Origin of the sequence: Banduia mediterranea (genome assembly GCF_031846245.1) — a bacterium.
GTDB classification, from domain to species: Bacteria; Pseudomonadota; Gammaproteobacteria; order Nevskiales; family Nevskiaceae; genus Banduia; species Banduia mediterranea.
Window position 1 is genome coordinate 63,396 of record NZ_JAVRIC010000013.1, and the last position, 23,332, is coordinate 86,727.

The following is a 23,332-nucleotide window of genomic DNA, read 5'->3' on the forward strand; positions in this document are numbered from 1 at the left end:
CTTGGGCCCCTGTTTCGGATACAGGTTCGACTCGACGAGCGGATTGGGGCGACAGACGGTCGCGTACGGCGCAAGCGGAAGGCCTCAAAGCCCTGTTGCCGCAGCCCGGGCAGCGTTCGCATCGGCGATCCGCGAGGACAGGTGCGGGCGAGACGCTATCTCAGCGCGAGACACAAGGTATCGGTCAATGCGATCAGCTGTTCGGACCGCGTGTCGATCAGCCAAGTCAGCCGCCGGGGATCGAACACGTCCCCACGCGCCATCACGTCTTCACAGAACTGGGCCAGCAGGCTCAGGCTCTGCGCAGCTTCCGACTCAATGAGTGCCTCGTTGACCAACAGGCCGAACAGCGCCGGGCAATGACGCGGCAGCGTCCGTCCGACGCTCCCATAGCCTACCGAAGCATCACTGAAAACCTTGGGTGGCCGCGCAGATCGATCATGGACCGACTCGGGGATTGCCCAGGCCCCAGCCCCAACGCTGCCCCCACCCCGATCCAGCCGCGGCGCCGAACAACGCGGCGTCAAACCCCAATGTCCGCTTCGTCGCCGCCCACGCCCGTGACGCAGTTCCGCAGGCAAGTCGGCGTCCCAGGCTTGCAGGCATGGGCACAGCAACCGCAGCATGTGGGGATGACGATATCGGCCAGCCTATCCCTCAAGGTATCGCCCAAGGCTTCGCGCAACGCGATTCTGGGCTGGCATGGCGATGCCCTGAAGCTGTCGGTCACGGCCGCGCCAGAACGCGGCAAGGCCAATGAGGCCGTGATCGCACTGCTGGCGAAACAGCTCGGCATCGCCAAATCGGCACTGAACATTACGGCCGGCCATAGCCGCTCGCGCAAGACCGTCGAGATTTCGGGGCTCACGTCCGAGGAACTGCATCGGGGACTCGGCTGCTAGACTTGACCACTGTCTGACCATCACCCGCCGATCGGCGGGCCAGTACCGTGACCCACACCACCACCGAAACCACCGTCGACCTCAGCCGTCTGCCGCGTCGCGCACGCACCGAGTCGCTCAAACTCAACAAGCGCCTGCGGCGTCTTGTGGGCCAGGCGATTCAGGATTACCGCATGATCGAGCACGGCGACCGCGTGATGGTCTGCCTGTCCGGTGGCAAGGACAGCTACACGATGCTGGATATTCTGCTGCAGCTGCGCGACAAGGCGCCGGTGGATTTCGAGATTCACGCCGTCAACCTCGACCAGAAGCAGCCCGGCTTTCCGGAGCACATCCTGCCGGAGTATCTCGCCGACCTCGACATTCCGTACACGATCATCGAGCAGGACACCTATTCGGTGGTCAAGCGCGTGATCCCGGAAGGCAAGACGATGTGCTCGCTGTGCTCGCGGCTGCGGCGCGGCGCGCTGTACACCTTTGCCGCCGAACACGGCTACACCAGGATCGCGCTCGGCCATCACAAGGACGACATCGTCGCGACCTTCTTCCTCAACCTGTTCTTTGGCGGGCGGCTGGCGGCGATGCCCCCCAAGCTGCGCTCCGACGACGGCCGCAATATGGTGATCCGCCCGCTGGCCTACTGTCGTGAACGCGACATTGCGAGTTACGCCGAGGAGCGTGCCTTCCCGATCATCCCGTGCACGCTCTGCGGCTCGCAGGACAATCTGCAGCGCCAGCAGGTACGCCGCATGATCGCCGACTGGGAACGCAGCGATCCCTCGCGAATCGAGCACATCTTCACCTCGCTGTGCAATGTGCAGCCCTCCCAACTAGCCGACCGCGTGCTGTTCGATTTCGCCAACCTGGGGGGCCGCAACGCGCCCGATCATGACTGGCTGATGCCGGGCACAGCGTCCACGGCGGAATAGAAAAACCAATGAGCCAGCGTTTCGCCGGCACGCTATGGGCACTGTTCACGCTGGCCGTGCTGCTCAGGCTTGGCCCGGCCGCCGCCCAGGACCAGGCGCCGTTCCTGTGGCGCATCGATGTCGCAAGAACCACCCACTACCTGCTCGGCTCGATCCATCTGCTCCCGGAATCCGAAGCGGTGCTTCCAGCAGCCTATGAGCGCGCACTGAAGGCCAGTGATGTGGTGGTATTCGAAACCGATTTCGACGCGCTCCAGGAACCGGACACGCAACAGCGATTCCTCACCGCCGCGCGCGCGCCGATGCCCGGCGGACTGCGCGGACAATTACATGCCGAGACCTACCACGCCCTGAGCGAACACCTCGGCGGACTGGGCTTGCCGGCCGGGTCCTTCGACTCGTTCAAACCCTGGTTCGTGGCGATGTCGCTGGAACTGCTGCGCTATCAACGCGCCGGCTTTGCGGCCGAATACGGCATCGACGGACGCCTGTTCAAGCGCGCGCTTGACGGCGGCAAGACCATCGAATGGCTGGAAAGCGTGGACCAGCAGATTCATGTGCTGTCCGGCATGGGCCCCGCCGTCGAGGAAGCCTACCTGCGTGCCGCCATCGAGGAAGACCAACCGAGCGGCCCGCAACCCGAAACCCTGCTGCGCATCTGGCGACAAAGCGACACCGCGGCGCTGGCCGAGAACATCGCCGAAATGAAAAGCGGCTACCCTGAAATCTACTTGCGCGTGCTGTCGGGACGCAACGCTGGCTGGCTCGCAAACCTGCGCCAGCGACTCGATGGCCGCAAGCCGACCATGATTGTCGTCGGCGCCGCACACCTCGTCGGCGGCGACGGGCTGCTGCAAACGCTGGCGGCTGACGGCTACACGCCAACGCCGGTCGAGGCCGACCTGGCGCCGACGCAGCCTTGAGGCTGCGTCGGCATCAGGCTACCTACCGTCAGAAAAAACCGGCCATCGCGTAGGCGGTACGCTCGAACATCTGCGACTGCGCCTCCTCGAGTTCGAGATTGGCCTTGTTGGCGGTAGTGACGATGCGCGTGCGGTAGTCCTTGCGGTCACTGACTTCGGAAACGGTCTGCCGTGAGGAGCCCGCGTCCGCGACCTGATTGTCGAGCTGCGTATCGCTCCGCCCCAGGTATTTCCGGAGTTGCGCAACGCCGTCAGAAGTCAGGCTCTCCACCCGAGAAACTGGTGCCGGCTGAGGGAATCGAACCCCCGACCCACTGATTACAAATCAGTAGCTCTACCATCTGAGCTAAGCCGGCACGCGATCACGCAGTTTAACAGCCAGCCGGGTCGCGGGAAATCGTTCGTGGCGCGTCGGCGAGACCTGGAAGGTCGGGACGCCACCATCGAAAGATGCTGGTTCTTGCTGTATGCCATATGCCAATCGCGGCCGGCTGCGGCCGTGGGTGCCTGGAGCCTGTATTGAATGACAGGGACGTGTTGCGGCCACCACGCTACACTCAAAGGCCCATCGCTCGAACGGAGCACGATCATGCTGAAACAGTTTCGGATTTTGTGGATTTCGCTGAGCTTGCTCGCGGCCTTTCTGATCTCGGCCTGCGACAGCCCGACCGGACCGGCCGATCCCGGCGAGCCGGACACGCCCATGGAGCAACCTGCGCCGGAACCCGCCCCGACTCCTGCGCCCGCTGCGCCCAAGCCAGCTCCGGCACCCGCGCCCAAACCTCAGGCGGCTGCGCCTGCACCGGCGCCGGTCTGCGCGGATTGCGGCAGCGTCAGCTCGATCGAGCCGGTGACGGAGAAGGGCGCGGGCAGCGGTGGCGGAGCTCTGGCCGGTGCCGTGGTCGGTGGTGTGGTCGGCCATCAGTTCGGCGGCGGCAAGGGCAAGGATCTGGCCACGGTGGCGGGTGCCATCGGCGGTGCCATGGCCGGCCATGAAGTCGAAAAGCGGGTCCGCTCGACCAGCTACTACCGCGTCACGGTGGCGATGGAGGCCGGCGGAACACGCGTGGTGGAGGTGACCGATCCCGCCGGCCTCTCGGTCGGAAGCAAGGTTCGCATCGTCGGAGAGAACCTGCAGTTGATGTGACCTATGGCCATGTCGCAAGCGCACCCCGCAGAATGAATCTACTGCGGCATGGCCGTTCCCCGCACCCACCGCTCGCAGTCGCGAGCGGTCCCCCCTTTCTCGCAGGCGGGCGAAGGGAGGTCGGCATCACGCGACGCGTGATTCACGCTAATGTGGCGGTGCTCGGGATGCGTCAAAGGGAATGCTTGACCTGGCAGCGACGAGGGAAGAAATAGTCGTGTGGATCGTGGAAATACTGTTCTACGCCGTAGTGGCGGCGGCGCTGGTGTTTGTCGCCTACCGGGAGTTTTTCTCGACTTCGCATAGAAAGCAGCGTGAGCTGAGGAAACTCAACGAGAAGCGTCGTTTCGAACGCCGCAACAAGGAACGGGACGATCGTCGGCAGAAAAACGATGGGCCTCCGGATGGGCAGGAGCGTCGCCGAGGGACTCGCCGCTGAAGCCGTCGAACCCGATGGCGCCAATGAAGAAGGGCCGCCCCGGCGGGGCGGCCCTTCTTCATGACGCGGGCGGGGACCGACCGAGCGCTCAGAGGCCGGCGTCGGCGCGCAGCGCCTCGGCGCGATCGGTCTTCTCCCAGGAAAACGCGGTGTAGCGCGTGCCGTCCGCCTGCGTGATCTCGACCGGCTCCCGACCGAAATGGCCGTAGGCCGCCGTGGCTTGGTACATCGGGTGCAGCAGGTTGAGCATGGTCGTGATCGCGTAGGGACGCAGGTCGAAATGACGGCGCACCAGCGCTTCGATCTTGTCGTCGCCGATCTTGCCGGTGCCGAAGCTTGTCACCATCACCGAGGTCGGTTCAGCCACGCCAATGGCGTAGCTGATCTGGACTTCGCATTTCTCGGCGAGACCCGAGGCGACGATGTTCTTGGCCACGTAGCGCGCCGCGTAGGCGGCGGAGCGGTCGACCTTGGACGGATCCTTGCCGGAGAACGCACCGCCACCATGCCGGGCGTAGCCGCCGTAGGTGTCGACGATGATCTTGCGGCCGGTCAGGCCGCAGTCGCCCACCGGGCCGCCGATGATGAACTGGCCGGTCGGGTTGATGTGGTACTGGGTCTTGGACGTCAGCAGTTCCGGCGGCAGCACGTGCTTGACGATCAGTTCCATGACCGCTTCCTTGAGGTCGGCCTGCTTGACCTCGGGATTGTGCTGGGTGGAAAGCACCACCGCGTCGATTGCGCTCGGCTTGCCGTCGTCGCCATAGCGCAGCGTGACCTGGCTCTTCGCGTCCGGACGCAGCCACGGCAGCAGGCCGGACTTGCGTGCTTCGGACTGTCGTTGCACCAGGCGGTGCGAGAACAGGATCGGCGCCGGCATCAGCGCATCGGTTTCGTTGGTGGCGTAACCGAACATCAGGCCCTGGTCGCCGGCGCCCTGATCTTCCGGCTTGGCGCGGTCCACGCCCTGCGCGATATCGACGCTCTGTTTGCCGATGATGTTGAGAATGCCGCAGGTGGAGCCGTCAAAGCCGACATCCGACGAGGTGTAGCCGATGTCGAGGATCACCTTGCGCACCAATTCCTCAAGGTCGACCCAGGCACTCGTAGTGACTTCACCCGCGACGATGGCGACGCCGGTCTTGACCAGGGTTTCACAAGCCACGCGCGCGAACTTGTCCTTGGCCAGGATCGCGTCCAGAACGGCGTCCGAAATCTGGTCGGCGACTTTGTCCGGATGGCCTTCGGAGACCGACTCCGATGTGAAAAGGTACTCGCTCACTGCATGCAACCTCGCTGGGATCGAAAACGCTTGGGACAGCTCCGGAAGAATCGCCGGAATGAACAATCCGTTTATCCGGATAGGCGGATATTCTATCCTTACCCGGACCAGAGCACTATAGGTGTGAAGGCGTGTGATTGCGATGACGGACCTGGTCTTCCGGCTGGGACGCGGCCGGGTACGGCGGCTTAACAAAACTTTACAAGCCGTCAATAGTATTTTCTTTGCAGGTTTTCGCAATCCATAGAAAGAGTCTGTCTGTATGCGCGGTAAATTCCGGCACGTGCGTTGCAGCAGGGAGTCCAGGGATATGGAAAAGCGGGAAATTCGGGAATCGGCCCATGCGAATGGCCGCACCGATCGAATGGAATAGCAAGCCAGCCTTCGGAGCTGGCGAATCGGGGAGGGGCAGGGATGCGTATAGGGAATCGGCCGCTTGCCGTGCTGGCGGCCTGTCTGGGCTGTGTGGTTTGTCTGCAGGCGCGGGCGCAGGACGAATCGGATGCGGAGCGGGCCACGGACGAGCACTTCGAGTTTTCGTCAGAGCCGGTGCCCGAGTATTCGGAGATCGAGACGATCAGCGTCGCGGACGAGCCTGTGGCTAACCTGCCGCCGCCGGCCGAAGACCCGGTGCAGCTGGGCGATGTCATGGTGACCTCGCAAAAGTTCAGGCAGACGCTGCGTGAAGTCCCGGCGTCGGTGACGGTGCTTGACGGCGAGTTTCTGAAGCAGGCCAAGATCCAGACGATCAACGACATCAACGGCTACGTGCCGAGCACCCAGGTGCGGGTCACCCCGTTCGCTGGCGAGGTCCGCATCCGCGGCTATGGCACACCGCCGTCGAACCTCGGTTTCGAGTCCTCGGTCGGCGCCATCGTCGACGATGTCTACTACGGCCGCACCGCGTTCCTGTCCGCGATTCTGTTCGACATCGACCGTTTCGAGGTGGTGCGCGGTCCGCAGGGCGCGTTGTTCGGCAAGAACACGATTGCCGGGGTCCTCAACGTGGCGACCACGCCGGTGCAGGACTATCTCAACGGCGACTTCATGTTCACCGCGCAGGACATCGATACGCGCGACGTGCGTTTCGGGGGCACCGCGCCACTGGCGCCGGACTTCGGGCTGCGCTACGCCGGATCGATTTCGCGTGACGAGGGTCTTTACTACAACACCACGCTGGATCGTCCGGAAGGCAACGTCGACGCCGTCAGCAGCCGCCTCAAGTTCGAATGGAAGCTGAGCGATACCTTGACGCTGCGTCCCTCGGTGTTCGTCTCCGACCAGAGCGCCAACAGCAATCTGTTCCAGCTGGCGAAGGTCACGGATTCGATGCTCACTTTCCTGCAGGCTTACGATGCCGAGGTCGAGGCCGATGCCAGCAACGAACGACTGTCCTCGAACGTGGATTCCTATACCGACACCACGCTGTACGGCGCGCAGCTCAATGTCGACTGGGAGCTGTCGGGCGATATCACCCTGAACTCGATCACCGCCTACGCGGGCTACGATCTGCGAGAGCGTACGCTGGATTTCGACGCCTCGCCCGCGCCGTTCCTCAAGTTGAGCCAGGCCGACCCCAGCCCCTATGACCAGTACAGTCAGGAGCTGCGTCTGGTGGGTCGTCTTGGTTCTGGCTTCGGCACCGAGCGCAGCGAATTCATCGTAGGGGCCTACGGCTTTTATTCGGACTACAACACCAATGACCGGGTGATCCTGGAAGACATCGAGGCGGCGGCCGGTTACGTGATCGCGGCGCGAGCCGGCGGCACACCGGGCGGCGGTTCCCCGGCGATCGGCACGATCCTGGGCGAGCTGCTGAACCTGATCGGTCCGTTCACGCCGGACCTGCCGTTCACCAGCGAGACCGCCTTGCTGACGCTCGACCAGCAGACCGAGTCCTATGCCCTGTTCGGGCAGATCACCAGCTATCTGACCGACGACTTCGCCGTCGTCGCCGGGCTGCGACTCGGGCAGGAAGACAAGGAAGGCCATTTCGTTTCCGACGGAGACGGCGCGATCCTGTTGCCGATCGTGACGGGTCAGGCCGATCATGTCTCCGATCTCAGCCGCAGCGAATCCGAAGTTTCTCCCAAGTTTGGCGTGAAGTACGCCATCAATGATCAGATCTCGACCTATGCGATCTGGGCGCGCGGCTACAAAAGCGGCGGCTTCAACGCGCTGCCGTTCAATGACGAGAACCTGGAATTCGACGCGGAGGAGGCCGACAGCTACGAACTCGGCGTGAAGTCGAGTCTGTTCGGTGGCGTACTGCAGGCCAATCTCGCGGCCTATCTGACGGACTTCGATAATCTTCAGGTCTCGACTTTCACCGGCACCACGTTCCAGGTGCTCAACGCTGCCGCAGCGCGCTCGCAGGGTGTCGAAGGTGATCTGCGCTGGTTGTCGCCGTGGCCCGGCACCGAGCTGCGCGCGGCCTTCGGCTACAACGATGCCTATTACCGCAGCTACCCCACCGCGCCGGCACCGGCTTCGTCGAGCGAGGATTCGCAGGATCTGACCGGCCGCGAGCTGGCGCTGGCACCGAAGTGGACCGGCAGCCTCACGCCGACCGTCGGCATTCCGAGCTTCTGGCCAAGCTGGGGCTTTCAGTTGGCCGTCGACTATCTCTACACCAGCGAACGCTATCTCGATGTCGACCTCGATCCGGTGACGCTGCAAGCGTCGACCGAGGTGATCAACATGCGCCTGTCGGCCGGCGCCATCACCGGAGCCTGGAGTCTGACTTTCGGGGTCCAGAACCTCACGGAGGAAGTGATCCTCGGGCAGATCACCGACGTGCCGGCCGCACCCGGCAACTATCAGGCGGTGCGCACCAGTCGCGGCCGTCAGTGCTACGGGGTTCTGCGGTTCCAGTTCTGAGGCGGGACTACAACTCGTTCTTGATCAGGCCCATGCGCGCCGCTTCCAGGGCCGCTTCGGCGCGGCTGGATACATTGAGCTTGCGGTAGATCGTCTTGACGTAACCGGCCACGGTGTGGCGCGTGACGCCCAACTGTTCGGCGACTTCGCTGAGTCGCAGCCCCTTGGCGATCAGCGCCAGGGTTTCGAGCTCGCGCTGGGTCAGCCGGCTGTCCTTGGGTGTCACCGGTGTCTGGCTGAAGACCCGCAACAGGCGCTTGGCGATCGTCGGCGACAGCGGCGGCTCACCGCGGTCGATCGCCTGAAGAGCGCCCACCAGGCGTTCGACCGGCTGGTCCTTGAGCAGGTAGCCCTGGGCGCCGGCGCGCAGCGCCGGAAACAGGTGTCGGTCGTCGGCATAGATCGTGGTGACAATGCAGATGCAGTCGGCGGCCTCGGCACGCAACTCCTCAATCAACTCGATACCGGAACCGTCAGGAAGGTCCAGGTCCACCAGCGCGATTTCCGGCGTGGTGGCACGCGACAGGCTACGTGCCGCGTCCAGGCTTTCGGCAACGCGGACACGCATGCCGGGAAAGGCCAGCAACAACGCCTGTGACAGCCATTCGGCGGTGCTGGTGAGGTCTTCAACGACCAGGCCCTGTTGCAACATTTTAGTAAGCCTCCACCGAATGTGGCCCCAGTCTGGGGCAGGCCACGCGAGACTGTCACCCCTTGCTTGGGGGAGCGTTCCGGATCGGTACGCTCAGCGTCAACGAGACGCGATCGCTTTCACCGCGCAGGCGCAGTTCGGCTCCGAGCCGACGTGCCCGGCTGCGCATTCCACGCAGGCCGTTGCCCTCGGTCCAGTACATTGGCGTGGTGGCTGCGCCATCGTGCTCCACACCGAGTATCAGCACAGTGCCGGTGATGTCGAAACTGACGCGCAGCCGCGTCGGCCGGGCGTGTCGCAGGGCATTGCTGACGGCTTCGCGCAACACGCGGGCCAGATTCAATTGCTGTTGCGGATCGAAGCTGAAGTCCGGCAGCTGCATGCTTTCGATCCATTCGACGCGCGCACCGGCGGCCTCGCAGCGATCATGCAGCTCGCTGCGCCAGTCGGCCAAGGCCTCGTTGAGCGGTTGCGGCTTCGCACCGAGTGCATAGACCACCATGCGCAGGCTCGACAGCACCTCACGGATCGCCAGCGCCGACTCGGAATCCGAGCGATGCAGCAGGGTCAGCAGACGTGCGCCGACATCGTCGTGCAGGTCGGCGGCCACGCGCGTGCGCTCCTGCTCGACACCCTGCTCGACCGCGTCCTGATAGGCGATCAGCCGTTCCAGTACCAGCCGCACCGCGTCGGCCTGTTGGATATCTTCGCGGCGGAACAGGCGATGGCCATTGTCGGGCCAGCGCACCGTCCAACCCGGCCAGCGGCCGATGCCCGGCACTTCCAGGGCGACGCCGTCGTCGATGATGCGGATCTGCTCCGGGGATTGATCCAGCGGCGTCATTTGCAGTGGCTCGAACAGGCGTCGCATCGATTCGGGTAACAGGGCCTCGGCCTCCAGCGGTGAATCGGCGATCACCTCGCGCAACAGTGTCGGCACATCCCGAATCTGGCGAACGCCGATGCTCCGCAGCAGCATCGTGGTCAGCCACTGGCGGGTCGGGAAGTAGATCCAGCCGGAGATCGCCAGCGACAGCGCCAGGGCGGTGGGCGCTTCCAGATGAAGCAGCCAGACGAAGATCAGGTCGAACCCGATCACGAAGAAGCCGCCGAGCACCGAGCCGACCGCGCGAAACCACCAGGTCTCCAGATCGAACAGGCGATAGCGGGCGATGCCCAGCGCCAGACCCAGCGATACCAGCATCAGCAGACCGAAGGCGTAGGCCTGCATGCGGCTTGAATCGAAACCGGCCATCGCCGGAATCAGCACCAGCAGCAGGAAGGCGCCACTGCCGACGAGCCAGGACATCAGGAACCATTGCATCGCGGCCCGGCGCAGCGGGTCGCCACGGGTGCGGCGCCATTGAATCGCCGCGAGCACGCTGTCCGCCACGTAGCCGGCGATGATCGAACCGGTAACCATGCGGTTGCCGTACGGCAGCACCTGCATCACGTCCGCCAACCAGATCAGTGCGAACGCCGCAAGCAGTGAGCGGCCGAGATAGCGCGGCGTGATCACATCGGGATAGCGGCACAGCACCAGTACGAATCCGGCGCAGCAGCCCAGTGCGCCGAGATGATTGATCGACGACAGCAGACGAAACAGCTCTGCGGGCAGCGCCAGCTCGCGCGTGCTGTAGATGGCAGCCGTAGCGGCCATCAGCAGGGTGCCGAATCCGGACAGCGCCAAGGCGCCCGCGGCCGGTTGCTGGCGGCGGAATGCCCAGATGGCGGCGCCAACCATCCATGAGCCGATCGCGCAGCTGAGTTGCAACCAGAACGTGAACGGCAGCGTCGTGATCGGACGGTGATCTTGCGTCTGCATGGAAATCCGGCGGCCATCCTGCAGGTGCAGCTCGACCGACGGTGCCCGCAGCAATGCGGCGAAGCGCTCCTGCCGCTCCAGGAAACGATTGAACGATGCGTAGTCCGCGAAGGGCACGTCGGGTTCCTGCGTCAGATCGCTGCCGTACAGCGGCAGGGCTTCGGCGCCAGGCAGGCTTAGCGCTTGCAGGTGCTCGCCGGGCGTGATGTCGATCCCGCGATCGTTCAGCGCTTCGATCCTGGGTGCGGCATCCGGCATTTCGGGTGCCAGGCGCAGCCCGAACCAGGGCTGGCGGGTGGCCAGACTCAGGCACAGCGCGATCACCAGTATCGAGAACAGCGCGGCCGTCCACAGTACGCGTGACGGGGGCAGCAGCCGATCTAGACTCGCGTTCACGCTGCTTCCTGGCCGGAGGTCTGGGGCGTGTCATGGTTTCGGGAAAACGGGCGTTGCATAGTCATGGGTTTCGGCATCGGGAGCCGAAGGATAGCCGTACGGCGTCGGCAGGACCGCGCTCTGGGTCTCGATGAGATGGCCTTGCCGGAGCGCTTGCAGGGTGCTCGCCCTACACTGAGCCTTCAAAAGCCGGCCGTGCCCTCGGTGCGGCTGGCCCGATGCTGGTACCACGCGCACGACACGAACTCAGCCTTGCTGGCCCTTGCATGAATCTCATCCGGGAAACACCCGCCCCGACGCCAGATCCGCTGCCTGCCGGGTTCTGGCGCGCGCTCATGTACAACCTTGGCGCGACGCTGCGGATCGCCGCCTTCCGCCGTTTCGAGGCGTCCCGTCTCGATTCGGGCGCTGCGCAACTGACTGCGCTGCTGGTGCTGAGCGTGCTGTTCGAAGCGGCCGTGGCGGCGCTGGCCTGTGCGCCGGCCATGCAGTTCAACCCCTGGGCGATACGAGGGCTGGCTTTCGATTTTCTGCTGCTGCTGGCGGCCGGCGTGTTCGGCGCTCGGCGCGCCGGTGCCGCATCCGCTCTGCGCGCCTGGATGCCGCTGATGATCGGCCTTGGCCTGTCGGTCTGCTTCGGTCCGCTGTCGCTGTTGTGGACGCTGGCCTATCGTCTGGTGCCGGACATCGGCAACACGCCATTGCCGCTGATCGTCAGCCTGGTCCTGAATGCCTGGTGGCTCTGTGCCGCGCTGCGCGGTTTGGACCGTTTCGATCCGCAGGTGTCGGCGGGGCGAGGCATCGCCGGCATGGGTTTCGTGCTGGTGATCCTGTCGGCCTGGCTGATTCCCCGCCAGTATTGGTTTTATCCGGACTATCCGCAGGAGCCGCGACCACGGCTTTCAGGCGAAGTCGTCAGCGAAATGGTGCTCGATCTGCAACCGCGATTGCTGGTCTCGGCGCTCGATGCGCTTGCGCCGCAGCGGCCGGGCCGGGTCGACAGCTATTTCGTCGCGTTCGCGCCCTATGCCGAAGAGGACGTGTTTCTGCGCGAAAGCCGCGTGATCCGCAAACTGATGGACACACGCTTCGACACCGCCGGCCGTTCGCTGCTGCTGGCGAACAACGACCGCAGCCTGCGCGAACTGCCGTTGGCCACCGGCAGCAATCTGCGGCGCGCGCTGGCGGCGATCGGGCGGCGGATCGACCGCGATGAGGACCTGGTGATTCTCTACCTCAGCTCTCACGGCACGGCGTCTCATGAACTGGTGACGCGCTATCCGCCCTTGCGGCTCGGCAATGTGCGCCCCGAAATGCTGCGAGCCTGGCTCGACGCCGCAGGCATTCGCTTTCGCGTGCTGGTGATCTCGGCCTGCTATTCGGGTGGTTTCGTCGGCCCGCTGCGGGGCACGGACACGCTGGTGATGACGGCCTCGGACGCCGAACATACGTCATTCGGCTGCGGTAGCGAATCGGACTTCACCTACTTCGGCAAGGCCGTGTTCGACGAACAGCTGCGCCTGACGCACTCGTTCGAAAACGCGTTTCACGCAGCGCTGCCGATACTCAGGCAACGCGAGGCGGCGGCAGGCGAGCGCTTTTCCAATCCCCAGATCGAGGTCGGGGCCGGTATCCGTGCGCCGCTGGCGCGCCTTGAACAGCGGCTGGACCGCAGCGGGCAGTAGTGCGTCCGCGGCCTTGCTCCTATCCTGTGACGATGAGTACCGAAACCCACGGCGAAGTAGCTGGCCGCTGCGTGCCGCGATGACCAGCCTGCACGCCTGGAGCAATGCACGTATCGCCGGCATCGCGGCACCCGCGACACTGCTCGTGCGCGGCGAATTGATCGAATGGGTCGGCGCGAGCGCCGATTGCCCGCCGTCCCTGCGGCCGGATTCGACCACGGACCTGGGCGGCACCTGGATGCTGCCGGCCTTCGTCGACTGCCATACCCATTTGGTCTACGGCGGATCGCGGCTGCCCGAGTTCGTATTGCGTGCGCAGGGTGCGAGCTATGCCGAGATCGCGCAGGCCGGTGGCGGTATCGTCTCCACGGTGCGCGCCACGCGCGCGATGTCCGAAATGGCGCTGCTGGCCGCAGCGCTGCCGCGCGCACGCGCCCTGCTGGCCGAAGGCGTGACCACCTTGGAGATCAAGTCCGGCTACGGGCTCGATCTGGAATCCGAGCGCAAGATGCTGCGCGTGGCGCGTCAGCTGGGGGATGAGCTTGGAATCGATATCCGCACCAGCTTTCTCGGCGCGCATGCCTTGCCGCCGGAGTTCGAGGGCCGCGCCGACGACTATGTCGATGAACTGTGCACGCTGATGCTGCCGACATTGGCCGCCGAAGGTCTGGTCGACGCGGTCGATGCCTTCTGCGAGCACATCGCGTTCACGCCGGGGCAGGTGGCTCGCGTGTTCGAAACCGCGCGTGAACTCGGGCTGCCGGTGAAGCTTCATGCCGAACAGCTGTCCGACCGGGGGGGTGCCGAACTGGCGGCGCGGTTTGGCGCGCTGTCCTGCGAGCACCTGGAATACGTGTCCGAAGCCGGGATCCGCGCGATGGCCCAGGCCGGTACCGTGGCCGTGCTGTTGCCGGGTGCGTTCTATTTTCTGGGCGAGACACGCAAGCCGCCGGTCGCCGAGTTCCGGCGTCACGGCGTGCCGATGGCCGTCGCCACCGATCTCAACCCCGGCTCATCGCCGATCGCCTCGATCCTCACGCCGTTGCACATGGCCTGCACGCTGTTCGGCCTGAGCCCGGCCGAGGCGCTGGACGGGGTCAGCGTGCACGGCGCGCGTGCCCTGGGTCTGAGCGACCGCGGCCGTCTCGAAGCCGGAGCGCTCGCCAGTTTCAGCCTGTGGTCGTTCGACGAGCCGGCCTCGCTGGCCTATGAACTGGGCCTGCATCGACCGACGCAGGTGATGCATCGCGGCCGCGTCGTTCACTCAGACGGGAATATCGGCTGATGAAACAGCACCCGACCTACGCGCTGGACCTGCGCGATTCACCGCTGCTGATCAGCATGCCGCATGCCGGTACCGAGCTGCCGGCGGATTGGACCCAGCGCTACACCGAGGTGGCACTCGCGGTTCCGGATACCGACTGGCACCTGCCTCAGCTCTACGACTTCGCCGATACCCTGGGCGCCAGCACGCTGTGGCCGCGCTACTCGCGCTATGTCATCGATCTGAACCGCGATCCCAGCGGGCGCTCGCTGTATCCCGGCGCCTCCACCACGGAACTGTGTCCGCTGAGCAGCTTCGCGCAGGCGCCGCTGTACCGGCCTGGGCAGGCACCGAGCGACAGCGAGATCGCAGATCGGATCAAGGACTATTTTGATCCGTATCACGATGCGCTGCAGGCGATGCTGGCTGCGCTGCGGGACCGCCACGGCTACGCGATCCTGTTCGAAGCGCATTCGATCGCCTCCCGTGTGCCGCGCTTCTTCGAGGGCCGTTTGCCGGATTTCAATTTCGGCAGCAATGCGGATTCCACGCTGCCGCGCGACATCACCGCCGGGCTGTGCCGGAGGGTACAGGCCGATGCGCGCTGGAGCGCGGTCGCCAATGGTCGTTTCAAGGGCGGTTACATCACACGCCACTACGGCCAGCCGGTCGAACGCGTGTACGCCCTGCAACTGGAGCTGTCGCAGGCCGTCTACATGATCGAGGACGGTCGCTACGGCTACGACGAGGCCGTTGCCGCGCCGGTGAAACCACTGCTGCGTGAACTCCTGCAGCACTTGCAGGACGACGTGACGCGGCTGTCCTGAGCGGCCGCGCCATCCACTTACGCCGCCAGCGGTTCGTGCAGCCGGTTGTTGCGGTAGTCGTCCAGCGCCTGCTCGATCTGCTCGCGCGTGTTCATCACGAACGGTCCGTACTGCACGATCGGCTCGCGCAGCGGCCGCGCCGCCAGCAGCAGCAGCCGTGCGCCATCGGCGCCGGCTTCGATCCAAACGAGATCGCCATCGGCCAGCACCGCCGCGCTACGCGGTGGCACCGGCTTGCCGGCGACGCTGAGGCTGCCTTCGTAGACGAACACGAAGGCAGCGTGCCCGCGCGGGATCGCCTGTTCGAAGTGCGCACCGGCCGGCAGATGCAGGTCGGCGTACAGCGGATCGGTGCTGACGCCCTGCACCGGTCCGTTCAGCGGCTGGCCGGCGATATCCAGCGAACCGGCGATCAACCGCACCTGTCCGCCGTCCGGCAACGCCGCCTCGGCGATTTCGGAGGCCGGAATATCGCGCCAGGCCGCCGGCTTCATCTTTTCCGCGGACGGCAGGTTGATCCACAGCTGGAAGCCGCGCATGCGGCCCTCGCCCTGCTGCGGCATTTCCGAATGGATGATGCCGCGCGCCGCCGTCATCCACTGCACCGCGCCGGGCCCGAGGTCGCCGCGATTGCCCAGATGATCCTCGTGGCACATGTGGCCGTCGAGCATGTAGGTCACGGTCTCGAAGCCACGATGCGGATGCGCGGGGAAGCCGGCCAGATAGTCACGCGGGTCGTCCGAGTAGAACTCGTCCAGCATCAGGAACGGGTCCAGGTGGAGCCCGCGTGTCGAACCGATCGAACGGCGCAGGCGCACACCGGCACCGTCCGCCGTTTCCACGGCCGGGATGACTCTCTGCAATGTTCTGATCGTGCTCATCATCGGTCTCCTGAAAATGATCGAAGGGAATGCCTGGACCCGGCGCGACTCAGGCGGTCAGGCGGACGATATTCGCGCCCGCTTCGTCGAGCGCCTTCTGCACCGATTCCTCGCCCAGCGCGAGTCCCTCGGCGTAGACGAACTCGATGTCCTTGAATCCGAGGAAGCCCAGAAACGTGCGGATATAGCCGGTCTGCGTGTCCGTCGGCGTGTCGCGATATTGGCCGCCGCGCGCGGCGAAGACATAGACCTTCTTGTCGCCGAGCAGGCCTTCCGGTCCGTTCGCGGTGTAGCGAAAGCTCACACCGGCGCGGGCGATATGGTCGAAGTACGACTTGAGCTGCGAAGGAATGCCGAAGTTGTACATCGGCAGGCCCAGCACCACCACATCGGCGGCGCGCAGTTCCTCGATCAGCGCATCGGATTCGGCAACGATCGCCTTTTGCGCTTCGGTACGAGCTTCCGGCGCAGCCAGGAATGCCTGGAAACGCTCCGCGTCAAGATGCGGAATCGGATCGCTGCTGAGGTCGCGAACCACGACTTCGTCCTGCGGGTGCGTCTGATGCCAGGCTTCGACAAAGCTGTTGGCCAGGGTCGAGGACTTGCCGAGGTCGGAAAACAGACTGCTCTTGATCTGAAGAAGCTTGCTCATGACGAACTCCGAACGATGTGTGGAGCCTCATTAAACGATTGCGCCGCACGATAAAAAAGCGCAAATTTTCGCTGAAATACATCGAATGGATTGATTATGAGCGGGCCCCGAATCAGTCTCGACCAATGGCGCGCCTTTGTCGCGGTGGTCGACGAAGGCGGCTACGCCCAGGCCGGTGCGTATTTGCACAAGACCCAGTCCAGCGTGAGCTATGCCGTGCAGAAGATCGAGCAGGTCCTGGAGCTGCGCCTGTTCGAGATTCTCGGGCGGCGTGCGGTGCTGACTGAATCCGGAAAGTTGCTGTACCGACGTGGCCGCGCCCTGCTCGACGAAGCGGCCCGCGTGGAAAAGGCCGCCGGTACGCTGGCGCGGGGCTGGGAGCCCGAACTGCGTCTCGCGGTTGAAATCGTGTTTCCCACCTGGCTGCTGCTGCAGGCGCTGGCCCGTTTCAGCGACGAGATTCCCGATACCCGCATCGAGCTCTACGAATCGGTACTCGGCGGCACCGACGAACTCCTGCTGGAAGGGCGTGTCGATTTCGCCATCGGCTCGCACGTGCCGAGCGGATTCAACGGCGATCTGTTGATTGAGTTCTACGCCGTTGCTGCCGCGGCGCCGCAGCACCCCCTGCACCAGCTCGGCCGCGACCTGACGGTGGAGGATCTGCGCGAGCATCGCCAGATCCTGATCCGGGACTCGGGGCGCGAGCGGACCCGCAGCACCGGCTGGCAGGGCAGCGAGCGGCGCTGGACCGTCAGCCACAAGGCCTCGTCGATCCGCGCCGTGGCCCTGGGCATGGGCTATTCCTGGTTCGCCGAGGAAATCATTCGTGACGAGCTCGCCAGCGGCCGGCTCAAACCCTTGCCGCTGCGCGAAGGCGCGCGCCGGCCGATCCCGCTGTTCCTGATCTATGCCGACCGCGACGCGGTCGGCCCGGGCCTGCAGCGACTGGTCGAGCTCCTGCGCGAACAGATCGGCAGCTGTCCCGGTGCCGTATCCGCATAGAACTTGCTGGCTCGCAGCGTATTCATCGTAAGGAAAGGCTGATGCTGGAAGTGTTGGGACGCATCGCGTTCGGATTGTTCGGAGTGGCCTGCCTGGTCGGCGTTACCGCCCTGTGTTCGCAGCAGCGCCGCGCCATCGACTGGCGCTTGGTGCTGATCGGGCTGACCATGCAGATGGTGCTGGTGATTCTGCTGCTGCAGGTGCCGGGCCCGCGCGAAGTGCTGGCGCTGCTGGCGCGCGGCTTCGTGGTGCTGCTGGGTTTCGTGTCGGTGGGCACCGAGCTGCTGTTCGGCGAGTTTGCCGACACCAGCAAATACGGCTTCAATTTCGTGATGAACGTGCTGACCACGGTGATCTTCTTCGCCTCGCTGTCGGCAGTGATGTACCACCTGGGCATCATGCAACGCGTGATTCGCGGCATGAGCTGGGTCATCACGCGCTTCGTACGGTTGTCCGGGGCCGAGACCATGTCGGTCTGCGCCAATGTCTTCGTCAGCCAGACCGAGGCACCGCTGGTGATCAAGCCATTTCTCGGCGCGATGACGCGCTCCGAGTTCTTTACGGTGATGGTTGGCGGCATGGCGACGATTTCAGGTGGAATGATGGCGGCCTATGTCGGCCTGCTGGGTGGAGAAGATGTAATCGCCCGCCAGTATTTCGCCACCCACCTGCTGACCGCCAGCCTGATGGCGGTGCCGGCGACCTTCGTCATCGCCAAGGTACTGGTGCCGGAGCGCGAGACGCCGCTGACGGGTACCGAAGTGCATGTCGAGATCGAACGCACCACCGCCAATGTGGTCGATGCCGCGGCGACCGGCGCCGCCGACGGACTCAAGCTGGCCTTGAATATCGGCGCGATGTTGCTGGCCTTCGTCTCGCTGATCGCCCTGATGAACGCGCCGCTGCAGTGGTTGGGCGAACTGGCCTGGAGCGGCGGCGGTTCGATCAACGCCTGGCTCAGCGAGGTCTGCGGGCGTCCCACGGAATTATCGATGCAGACCGTGCTCGGTTGGCCGATGGCGCCGGTGGCCTGGCTGATCGGCGTACCCTGGGAGGAAGCCGGTCTGGTCGGGCGCTTCATCGGCGAAAAGATCGTGGTCAACGAATTCGTGGCCTACCTTGATCTGTCGGACAATCTTGGCGCCTTGCAGGAGCGCAGCCGCCTGATCTCCACCTACGCACTGTGCGGTTTCGCCAATTTTTCGTCGATCGCGATCCAGATCGGCGGGCTCGGCGGCATCGCGCCGGAACGCCGCCACGACGTGGCACGACTGGGACTTCGAGCGGTCTTCGGCGGCGCGGTCGTGACCTTGTTGACGGCGACGATCGCCGGGGTGGTGGCGGAGTTTTAGTGCGGAGATGTCAACCCTCCGCTAAGACGGTCCGGAGAAGCTCAGCTAAGCGCTGCTCTGCTGACGCTTATCCGGCTGCTGCTTCGAAGTAGTCGTCGCTAGTGTTCTCTTGCACGTGATCTCGCTGGGAATGATTCGAATAGGTCGCCCACGTAGGGTAGTAGTCTTCCGCCTGATTGCCCCATACCGACCACCCAGCGCGCGGGCCGCGCGCAAACAGCTCCAGGAATGGTCCGGGACTGCAAGCTTCGATGATCGGGTACAACTCGTCCGGTTTGCGGCTGTGTTCCCGCTTCCGCGTAGCCAGAAAGTTCACTTGGCTGCGACCGGGGTCGAGGGTGCGAGCATTCTTCCCCCGCACACCGAATAACACCATCTCGGTCACGTTGCGGAAATAAAAGCCCACGCCACGGCCATCGCTTCCACCATCTTTCCGGACCTTGTGCCAGATGATGTTGCTTTTGTAGTTGAATCCCCAAGCTGCCATTACACGGAGTCCATCAGGCAGCAGCGCATTGGGCACCCAAAGGTAGAGATGCGAGGTTTCTGCAGTGACGCTTTCAACGGGCAATTGCGGGCTCTTATGCAGAAGCATGAGGTAGTTTTCCGGCTTTGGGGAAGAGCGCGAGGGGAGGTTCGGATGTGGCGGACTGCCTGATCTTGAGCTTGAAGTAGTCCTGATCGATCATCCCACGAGCGCGCTTACGGATCATGCCGATGGCGACATTGCCGGCTTCGACCCGAGCGGTCGTGATCGGGAAACGGGCGTAGTTGCAGATACCGACGCTGTGCTGCTGGAGCGTCTTGGCGAATCGGCGCAACGAGGGCAAGCCGCTGGCCTCAGCGAGGTCGCACCAAGTGGCCAGGCGCCGGCACATGTCAGCGACGTTCTTGGGTGAATGCCAGAGGGCCTGAAGCTGTTCCTTGAGCACGTAAGCGGTCTGCAGGCCCTGATTGGCCTGGAGCAAGCGGTCAAGGTGCTGGGCCTGGGCTTCGGACAGGTCGTCGCGGTTGCGCAGCAGCAGGTAGCGCGTGCCACGGATGAGGTCCTGATGGTCGGGACTGGCTTGTTTGAACTCGCGGCGCCGGACTTGATCGATCGCCTTGGAATACAGCTGCATGACATGGAAGCGGTCGTGGACGATCGAGGCCTGGGGAAGTTGCTCTCATTTGTTCCCTGTACTCGAAAGCTTAGACGACCTTCGTTTTACAAGGACTTGCGTCGGGCGGCTATCCCCTTTCTACATCATACAACTGCACAAGAGCCAACCAATTTCAGCGGGAATTTCGCAAGACCCTCACGGGATTGCTTTATCTTGAACGTTACGAACGTCCGGCCGCGCCTACGCACAAGCCCCCTTCGGACAACGGCTCAGTGCGCGAGTATCCGCACGCTCTTGGTGTACTGATGATCCATGACGTTCGGAACGACGCCCGCCACGTAGGGCTTGATCAGACGCTTGGTGGTGTAGAAATAGATCGGCAGCACCGGTAGGTCACGGATCACGATGCGCTCAGCCTGGCTCATGAGCTGCAGGCGTTGCTGCGGATCGCGCTGGGCCGAGATTTCAGCCAGCAGTCGATCATATTCCGGATTGCTGTAGCCGTAATCATTGGCGCCGTGCCCGGTCTTCAGCAATTCAAGAAACGCGAAAGGATCGTTGTAATCACCGATCCAGGACGAACGGAATACCTGCGTCAGCTTCTTGAATCTGCGGTTCTGCAGAAATACCTTCCATTCCTCGTTGACCAGCCGCGTCTGTACACCGAGAGTCTTGCGCCACATGTAGGACAGCACGATTGCAATGCGGCGATGATCCTCGTGCGTGTTGTAGCGCAGCTCGATTTCCAGCGGATGTTCCTCGCCGTAGCCGGCCTTGTGGTAGAGCCGCAAGGCTTCCGCATTCCTCTGGGCCGGCGTCCAGTCCGCCCAGGCGGGACGTGCGGCTTCGTAAGCGGGCGTGCCCGGCGGAACCCAGCCATAGGCTGCGGTTTCACCCAGGCCTCGTACCTTGTTCAACAAGGTATCCCGATCAACGGCCAGCGTCAGCGCCTTGCGCAGATCCGGATTGTCGAACGGCGGCTGCGTCAAATTGAAGCCGTAGAAATAAAGGCCAAAGTAAGGATCGATGTGAAGCTCGCCCGGCAGGTGTTCGCGTATCCAGTCGATCTGGGACACCGGAATGTCGTAGGTCCAGTCGATCTCCCCGGCCCGGTAACGCTTGAGTTCCGCCGAAAGGTTTTCGGTCGGGTAATAGCTCACCGCTTTCACCACCGTGTGTGCATCGTCCCAATAGTGCCGATTGCGTACCAGTTCGATATGCGACTGGACCACCCACTCACTCAAAGTGTAGGCGCCGTTGCTGATCAGCTTGCCGGGCTGCGTGAACGCGGCGCCATGCTTATTGAGACTTGCTCGATGGATCGGGTAGCACACCGGATGGGTAAGCAGACTGAGCACATACGGTGCTGGTGTAGCCAACCGAAGTTCCAGCGTGTGCTCATCCAGCACGCGAACGCCGAGCGCGCTCGGCGGCGCCAGGCCCGAGACAATTGAAGCCGCGCCCTTGATCGGCATCAGCATCTGTGCGTACTGTGAACCGGTCGCTGCATCCACGCCGCGGCGCAGCCCCGCCACGTAGTCCTGGGCGGTGACGGGATCGCCGTTTGACCAGGATGCGGCGCGACGCAGCTGGAAGATGTACCGCAGCCCATCATCCGACACAGACCAGCTCACAGCTCCTCCCGGAACCAGCGTGCCATCCGGCGCTTCGCCGACCAGCCCTTCGTACAGATCCCGGAGAATGTTGTGCGCGGTCACCCCCGTCGCTTTCTGCGGGTCCAGGGATTCAGGCTCGGAGTAATTCCCCTTGCGCAGCACTTGCTGCGCAGCAGGCGCCAAGTCGAGCGCTGGCGTCTCTGCAAATCCGGAACCGGGCGACATGAAGGCAATCGCGAAAGCAAGCGCGCGATTTCCGCCCGAACCTCGCAACAAGGATGAAATGCCGGTCATAAAAAAACCACCGGCAGGCAGGATTTCCTGACCGGTGGCTTCGGCTTCATCGGTTCTGGATCAACGTAGATAGTTCAGCCACTGACGGGCATTCTGCTCACTGTCTGGATATTTGGCTGCCGCCAACAAGGCGGTGCGGGCTCGCTCATTCTGGCCTACGTTGTAGGCGGCGACGCCCAGCAGCAACTGGGTGGAACCCACTTTGTCGACGCCCTTGGATAGGGCTCGGTTAAGTGCGGTTATGGCCTCATCCCAACGCTCCTGCTCAATATAGATCTGAGCGAGCTTGCGATAGATCTCGCCGGAGTCGGACTGTTGAGCCGCCTTCTTCAAACTTGCTTCGGCTTCGTCATACTCCCGAGCGACGATATAAGCATCGGATAGGGTTTGCAGATTCTTTGCCGACTTCGCAACCACACCCTTTTCCATCCCATCTTCCCAAAGCTTCGCCGCCTTCAAGGGAATTCCGGTCTGCATGTAGAAACCAAGGAGGTTACGGTATTCGGCTTCTCGCGAGAGAAAACCCTGCCTTTGCGCCAAGGCAAGGACCGCGACGGACTCCTTATCTTTCTCGATTTCGTAGAGAACCGACGAAAGCTGTCGCCAATACTGTTGGTTGTCAGGCGACATCGTGATTAGCGACAACAGCGTATCCGCACACTTGGAATACTCCTTTAGCTCGTAGTGCATCGCGAGCTTCAGTTGATACCACTGCTCTTTGGGCTTCGGTGTTTTTTTGATGGCGATGTCGACCTGCTGCAACGCATCGCGAAAACGCTTCTTTTCGAGATAGGCAGCCGCCAATTGGACGTGAGCCTCGGCAGACGGGGCTTCACAGGCTTCCTTGATGTAACGCTCCAAGAGACTGATCGCCTTGTCGTACTGCTCGGATGCTACGTAAAGCTGGCCGGTGTTGTACAGAAGGTTCTCTTGAGGCTGGCGCGGCAAAGCGTCCAGTTTCAGCGCCTCCTCAAAAGCTCTGATTGCCTGCGGGTAACGATTCTGTTGTGAATACACATAGCCAAGCGTCTGATAGACGATTGCCCGTTCATACCCCTTGGTATCTTCGGCAATGCCCGTCAGCTTCTTCTCGGCCTCAGAGTAATTGTTCTCCTCAAGGGCCTTTTGAGCGGCCTCGACCACTCGATATGTACCAGCAGTCATACCACCGGACTGCTTGCTCTCGGTCCCGCACGAAGCCGACTGCTGCGCGGCAACCATCGGCGCGCAAACAACCATGGCCATCATGGCCGCGCCACCAACGATATTTCGAATCAT

At 63.5% G+C, this 23,332-nt stretch carries 21 protein-coding genes, 1 tRNA gene and 1 pseudogene; 11 read left to right on the forward strand and 12 right to left on the reverse strand.

The features are described 5' to 3' along the window. Positions 1-155: 155 nt before the first annotated feature. Complete coding sequence (locus RM530_RS10390; RefSeq protein WP_311365161.1) at positions 156-338, reverse strand: hypothetical protein; 183 nt, start codon at positions 336-338, stop codon at positions 156-158. 294 nt (positions 339-632) lie between these two features. Here RM530_RS10390 and RM530_RS10395 point away from each other — a divergent pair, with 294 nt between their 5' ends. From RM530_RS10395 to RM530_RS10405, 3 genes are read left to right on the forward strand one after another with little or no spacing between them, the layout of a single operon-like run. Further along, on the forward strand, positions 633-902 hold the full coding sequence (locus tag RM530_RS10395) for a DUF167 domain-containing protein (protein WP_311365162.1): 270 nt from the start codon (positions 633-635) through the stop codon (positions 900-902). Between the two features lie 47 nt (positions 903-949). Continuing rightward, complete coding sequence (gene ttcA / locus RM530_RS10400) at positions 950-1,831, forward strand: tRNA 2-thiocytidine(32) synthetase TtcA (RefSeq protein ID WP_311365163.1); 882 nt, start codon at positions 950-952, stop codon at positions 1,829-1,831. 8 nt (positions 1,832-1,839) lie between these two features. After that, entirely contained in the window at positions 1,840-2,754 is a 915-nt protein-coding gene (locus RM530_RS10405) for a TraB/GumN family protein (protein WP_311365164.1), read from the forward strand. Between the two features lie 28 nt (positions 2,755-2,782). Here RM530_RS10405 and traT read toward each other — a convergent pair whose 3' ends face one another. Further along, complete coding sequence (gene traT / locus RM530_RS10410) at positions 2,783-2,980, reverse strand: complement resistance protein TraT (RefSeq protein WP_432276088.1); 198 nt, start codon at positions 2,978-2,980, stop codon at positions 2,783-2,785. Between the two features lie 54 nt (positions 2,981-3,034). Continuing rightward, positions 3,035-3,110, reverse strand: a tRNA-Thr gene (locus tag RM530_RS10415). 233 nt (positions 3,111-3,343) lie between these two features. On the opposite strand from RM530_RS10415, the gene RM530_RS10420 reads away from it, so the two are divergent. Beyond that, a complete protein-coding gene (locus tag RM530_RS10420) occupies positions 3,344-3,901 on the forward strand; it encodes a glycine zipper 2TM domain-containing protein (protein WP_311365166.1) in 558 nt (185 codons plus the stop codon). A 217-nt stretch (positions 3,902-4,118) separates the two neighbouring features. Further along, entirely contained in the window at positions 4,119-4,340 is a 222-nt protein-coding gene (locus RM530_RS10425; protein ID WP_311365167.1) for a hypothetical protein, read from the forward strand. 88 nt (positions 4,341-4,428) lie between these two features. Here RM530_RS10425 and metK read toward each other — a convergent pair whose 3' ends face one another. Further along, positions 4,429-5,622 (reverse strand): methionine adenosyltransferase, encoded by a 1,194-nt coding sequence (gene metK / locus RM530_RS10430; RefSeq protein WP_311365168.1) that lies wholly within the window; start codon positions 5,620-5,622, stop codon positions 4,429-4,431. 414 nt (positions 5,623-6,036) lie between these two features. Between metK and RM530_RS10435 the strand changes: the two genes are divergently transcribed. Further along, positions 6,037-8,502, forward strand: coding sequence for a TonB-dependent receptor (locus RM530_RS10435; protein ID WP_311365169.1), 2,466 nt, complete (start codon positions 6,037-6,039; stop codon positions 8,500-8,502). A 7-nt stretch (positions 8,503-8,509) separates the two neighbouring features. Here RM530_RS10435 and RM530_RS10440 read toward each other — a convergent pair whose 3' ends face one another. Both RM530_RS10440 and RM530_RS10445 read right to left on the reverse strand, forming a co-directional pair. Continuing rightward, positions 8,510-9,154: a response regulator gene (locus RM530_RS10440; RefSeq protein ID WP_311365170.1), complete on the reverse strand. Its 645-nt coding sequence runs from the start codon at positions 9,152-9,154 to the stop codon at positions 8,510-8,512. 55 nt (positions 9,155-9,209) lie between these two features. Next, entirely contained in the window at positions 9,210-11,375 is a 2,166-nt protein-coding gene (locus RM530_RS10445; protein ID WP_311365171.1) for a sensor histidine kinase, read from the reverse strand. A gap of 335 nt (positions 11,376-11,710) precedes the next feature. Here RM530_RS10445 and RM530_RS10450 point away from each other — a divergent pair, with 335 nt between their 5' ends. The 3 genes from RM530_RS10450 (at position 11,711) to hutG (ending at position 15,151) form a co-directional block, all read left to right on the forward strand. Next, a complete protein-coding gene (locus RM530_RS10450; protein WP_311365172.1) occupies positions 11,711-13,060 on the forward strand; it encodes a C13 family peptidase in 1,350 nt (449 codons plus the stop codon). A 79-nt stretch (positions 13,061-13,139) separates the two neighbouring features. After that, a complete protein-coding gene (hutI, locus tag RM530_RS10455) occupies positions 13,140-14,345 on the forward strand; it encodes an imidazolonepropionase (RefSeq protein ID WP_311365173.1) in 1,206 nt (401 codons plus the stop codon). Further along, positions 14,345-15,151, forward strand: a complete 807-nt coding sequence (hutG, locus tag RM530_RS10460) for an N-formylglutamate deformylase (RefSeq protein ID WP_311365174.1) — start codon at positions 14,345-14,347, stop codon at positions 15,149-15,151. Before hutI ends, hutG begins: the two co-directional genes overlap by 1 nt. Before the next feature lie 17 nt (positions 15,152-15,168). Here hutG and RM530_RS10465 read toward each other — a convergent pair whose 3' ends face one another. Both RM530_RS10465 and RM530_RS10470 read right to left on the reverse strand, forming a co-directional pair. Further along, complete coding sequence (locus RM530_RS10465; RefSeq protein ID WP_311365175.1) at positions 15,169-16,032, reverse strand: pirin family protein; 864 nt, start codon at positions 16,030-16,032, stop codon at positions 15,169-15,171. A gap of 49 nt (positions 16,033-16,081) precedes the next feature. Further along, positions 16,082-16,684 (reverse strand): FMN-dependent NADH-azoreductase, encoded by a 603-nt coding sequence (locus RM530_RS10470; RefSeq protein WP_311365176.1) that lies wholly within the window; start codon positions 16,682-16,684, stop codon positions 16,082-16,084. A gap of 96 nt (positions 16,685-16,780) precedes the next feature. Between RM530_RS10470 and RM530_RS10475 the strand changes: the two genes are divergently transcribed. Together RM530_RS10475 and RM530_RS10480 are read left to right on the forward strand one after the other, a co-directional pair. Continuing rightward, a complete protein-coding gene (locus RM530_RS10475) occupies positions 16,781-17,689 on the forward strand; it encodes a LysR family transcriptional regulator (RefSeq protein ID WP_311365177.1) in 909 nt (302 codons plus the stop codon). 41 nt (positions 17,690-17,730) lie between these two features. Continuing rightward, a complete protein-coding gene (locus RM530_RS10480; protein WP_311365178.1) occupies positions 17,731-19,041 on the forward strand; it encodes a NupC/NupG family nucleoside CNT transporter in 1,311 nt (436 codons plus the stop codon). Between the two features lie 67 nt (positions 19,042-19,108). Here the strand turns inward: RM530_RS10480 and RM530_RS10485 are convergent. The 4 genes and pseudogenes from RM530_RS10485 to RM530_RS10500 all read right to left on the reverse strand — a co-directional run. Further along, positions 19,109-19,615: pseudogene (locus tag RM530_RS10485) on the reverse strand (MT-A70 family methyltransferase); the annotation flags it as partial. Between the two features lie 7 nt (positions 19,616-19,622). Beyond that, positions 19,623-20,186, reverse strand: a complete 564-nt coding sequence (locus tag RM530_RS10490; RefSeq protein WP_432276089.1) for a transposase — start codon at positions 20,184-20,186, stop codon at positions 19,623-19,625. A gap of 227 nt (positions 20,187-20,413) precedes the next feature. Then, positions 20,414-21,985 (reverse strand): peptide ABC transporter substrate-binding protein, encoded by a 1,572-nt coding sequence (locus RM530_RS10495; protein WP_311365180.1) that lies wholly within the window; start codon positions 21,983-21,985, stop codon positions 20,414-20,416. Between the two features lie 129 nt (positions 21,986-22,114). Then, positions 22,115-23,332 (reverse strand): tetratricopeptide repeat protein, encoded by a 1,218-nt coding sequence (locus RM530_RS10500; protein WP_311365181.1) that lies wholly within the window; start codon positions 23,330-23,332, stop codon positions 22,115-22,117.

Bases quoted from the DNA above. Each gene is read 5' to 3' on its own strand.
- RM530_RS10470 (WP_311365176.1), bottom strand. From the start codon at position 16,684: ATGAGCAAGCTTCTTCAGATCAAGAGCAGTCTGTTTTCCGACCTCGGC.
- RM530_RS10450 (WP_311365172.1), top strand. From the start codon at position 11,711: ATGTACAACCTTGGCGCGACGCTGCGGATCGCCGCCTTCCGCCGTTTC.
- RM530_RS10435 (WP_311365169.1), top strand. From the start codon at position 6,037: ATGCGTATAGGGAATCGGCCGCTTGCCGTGCTGGCGGCCTGTCTGGGC.
- RM530_RS10500 (WP_311365181.1), bottom strand. From the start codon at position 23,332: ATGATTCGAAATATCGTTGGTGGCGCGGCCATGATGGCCATGGTTGTT.
- RM530_RS10475 (WP_311365177.1), top strand. From the start codon at position 16,781: ATGAGCGGGCCCCGAATCAGTCTCGACCAATGGCGCGCCTTTGTCGCG.
- RM530_RS10495 (WP_311365180.1), bottom strand. From the start codon at position 21,985: ATGTCGCCCGGTTCCGGATTTGCAGAGACGCCAGCGCTCGACTTGGCG.
- RM530_RS10440 (WP_311365170.1), bottom strand. From the start codon at position 9,154: ATGTTGCAACAGGGCCTGGTCGTTGAAGACCTCACCAGCACCGCCGAA.
- RM530_RS10420 (WP_311365166.1), top strand. From the start codon at position 3,344: ATGCTGAAACAGTTTCGGATTTTGTGGATTTCGCTGAGCTTGCTCGCG.
- RM530_RS10465 (WP_311365175.1), bottom strand. From the start codon at position 16,032: ATGAGCACGATCAGAACATTGCAGAGAGTCATCCCGGCCGTGGAAACG.
- RM530_RS10480 (WP_311365178.1), top strand. From the start codon at position 17,731: ATGCTGGAAGTGTTGGGACGCATCGCGTTCGGATTGTTCGGAGTGGCC.
- RM530_RS10405 (WP_311365164.1), top strand. From the start codon at position 1,840: ATGAGCCAGCGTTTCGCCGGCACGCTATGGGCACTGTTCACGCTGGCC.
- RM530_RS10395 (WP_311365162.1), top strand. From the start codon at position 633: ATGACGATATCGGCCAGCCTATCCCTCAAGGTATCGCCCAAGGCTTCG.
- hutG (WP_311365174.1), top strand. From the start codon at position 14,345: ATGAAACAGCACCCGACCTACGCGCTGGACCTGCGCGATTCACCGCTG.
- hutI (WP_311365173.1), top strand. From the start codon at position 13,140: ATGACCAGCCTGCACGCCTGGAGCAATGCACGTATCGCCGGCATCGCG.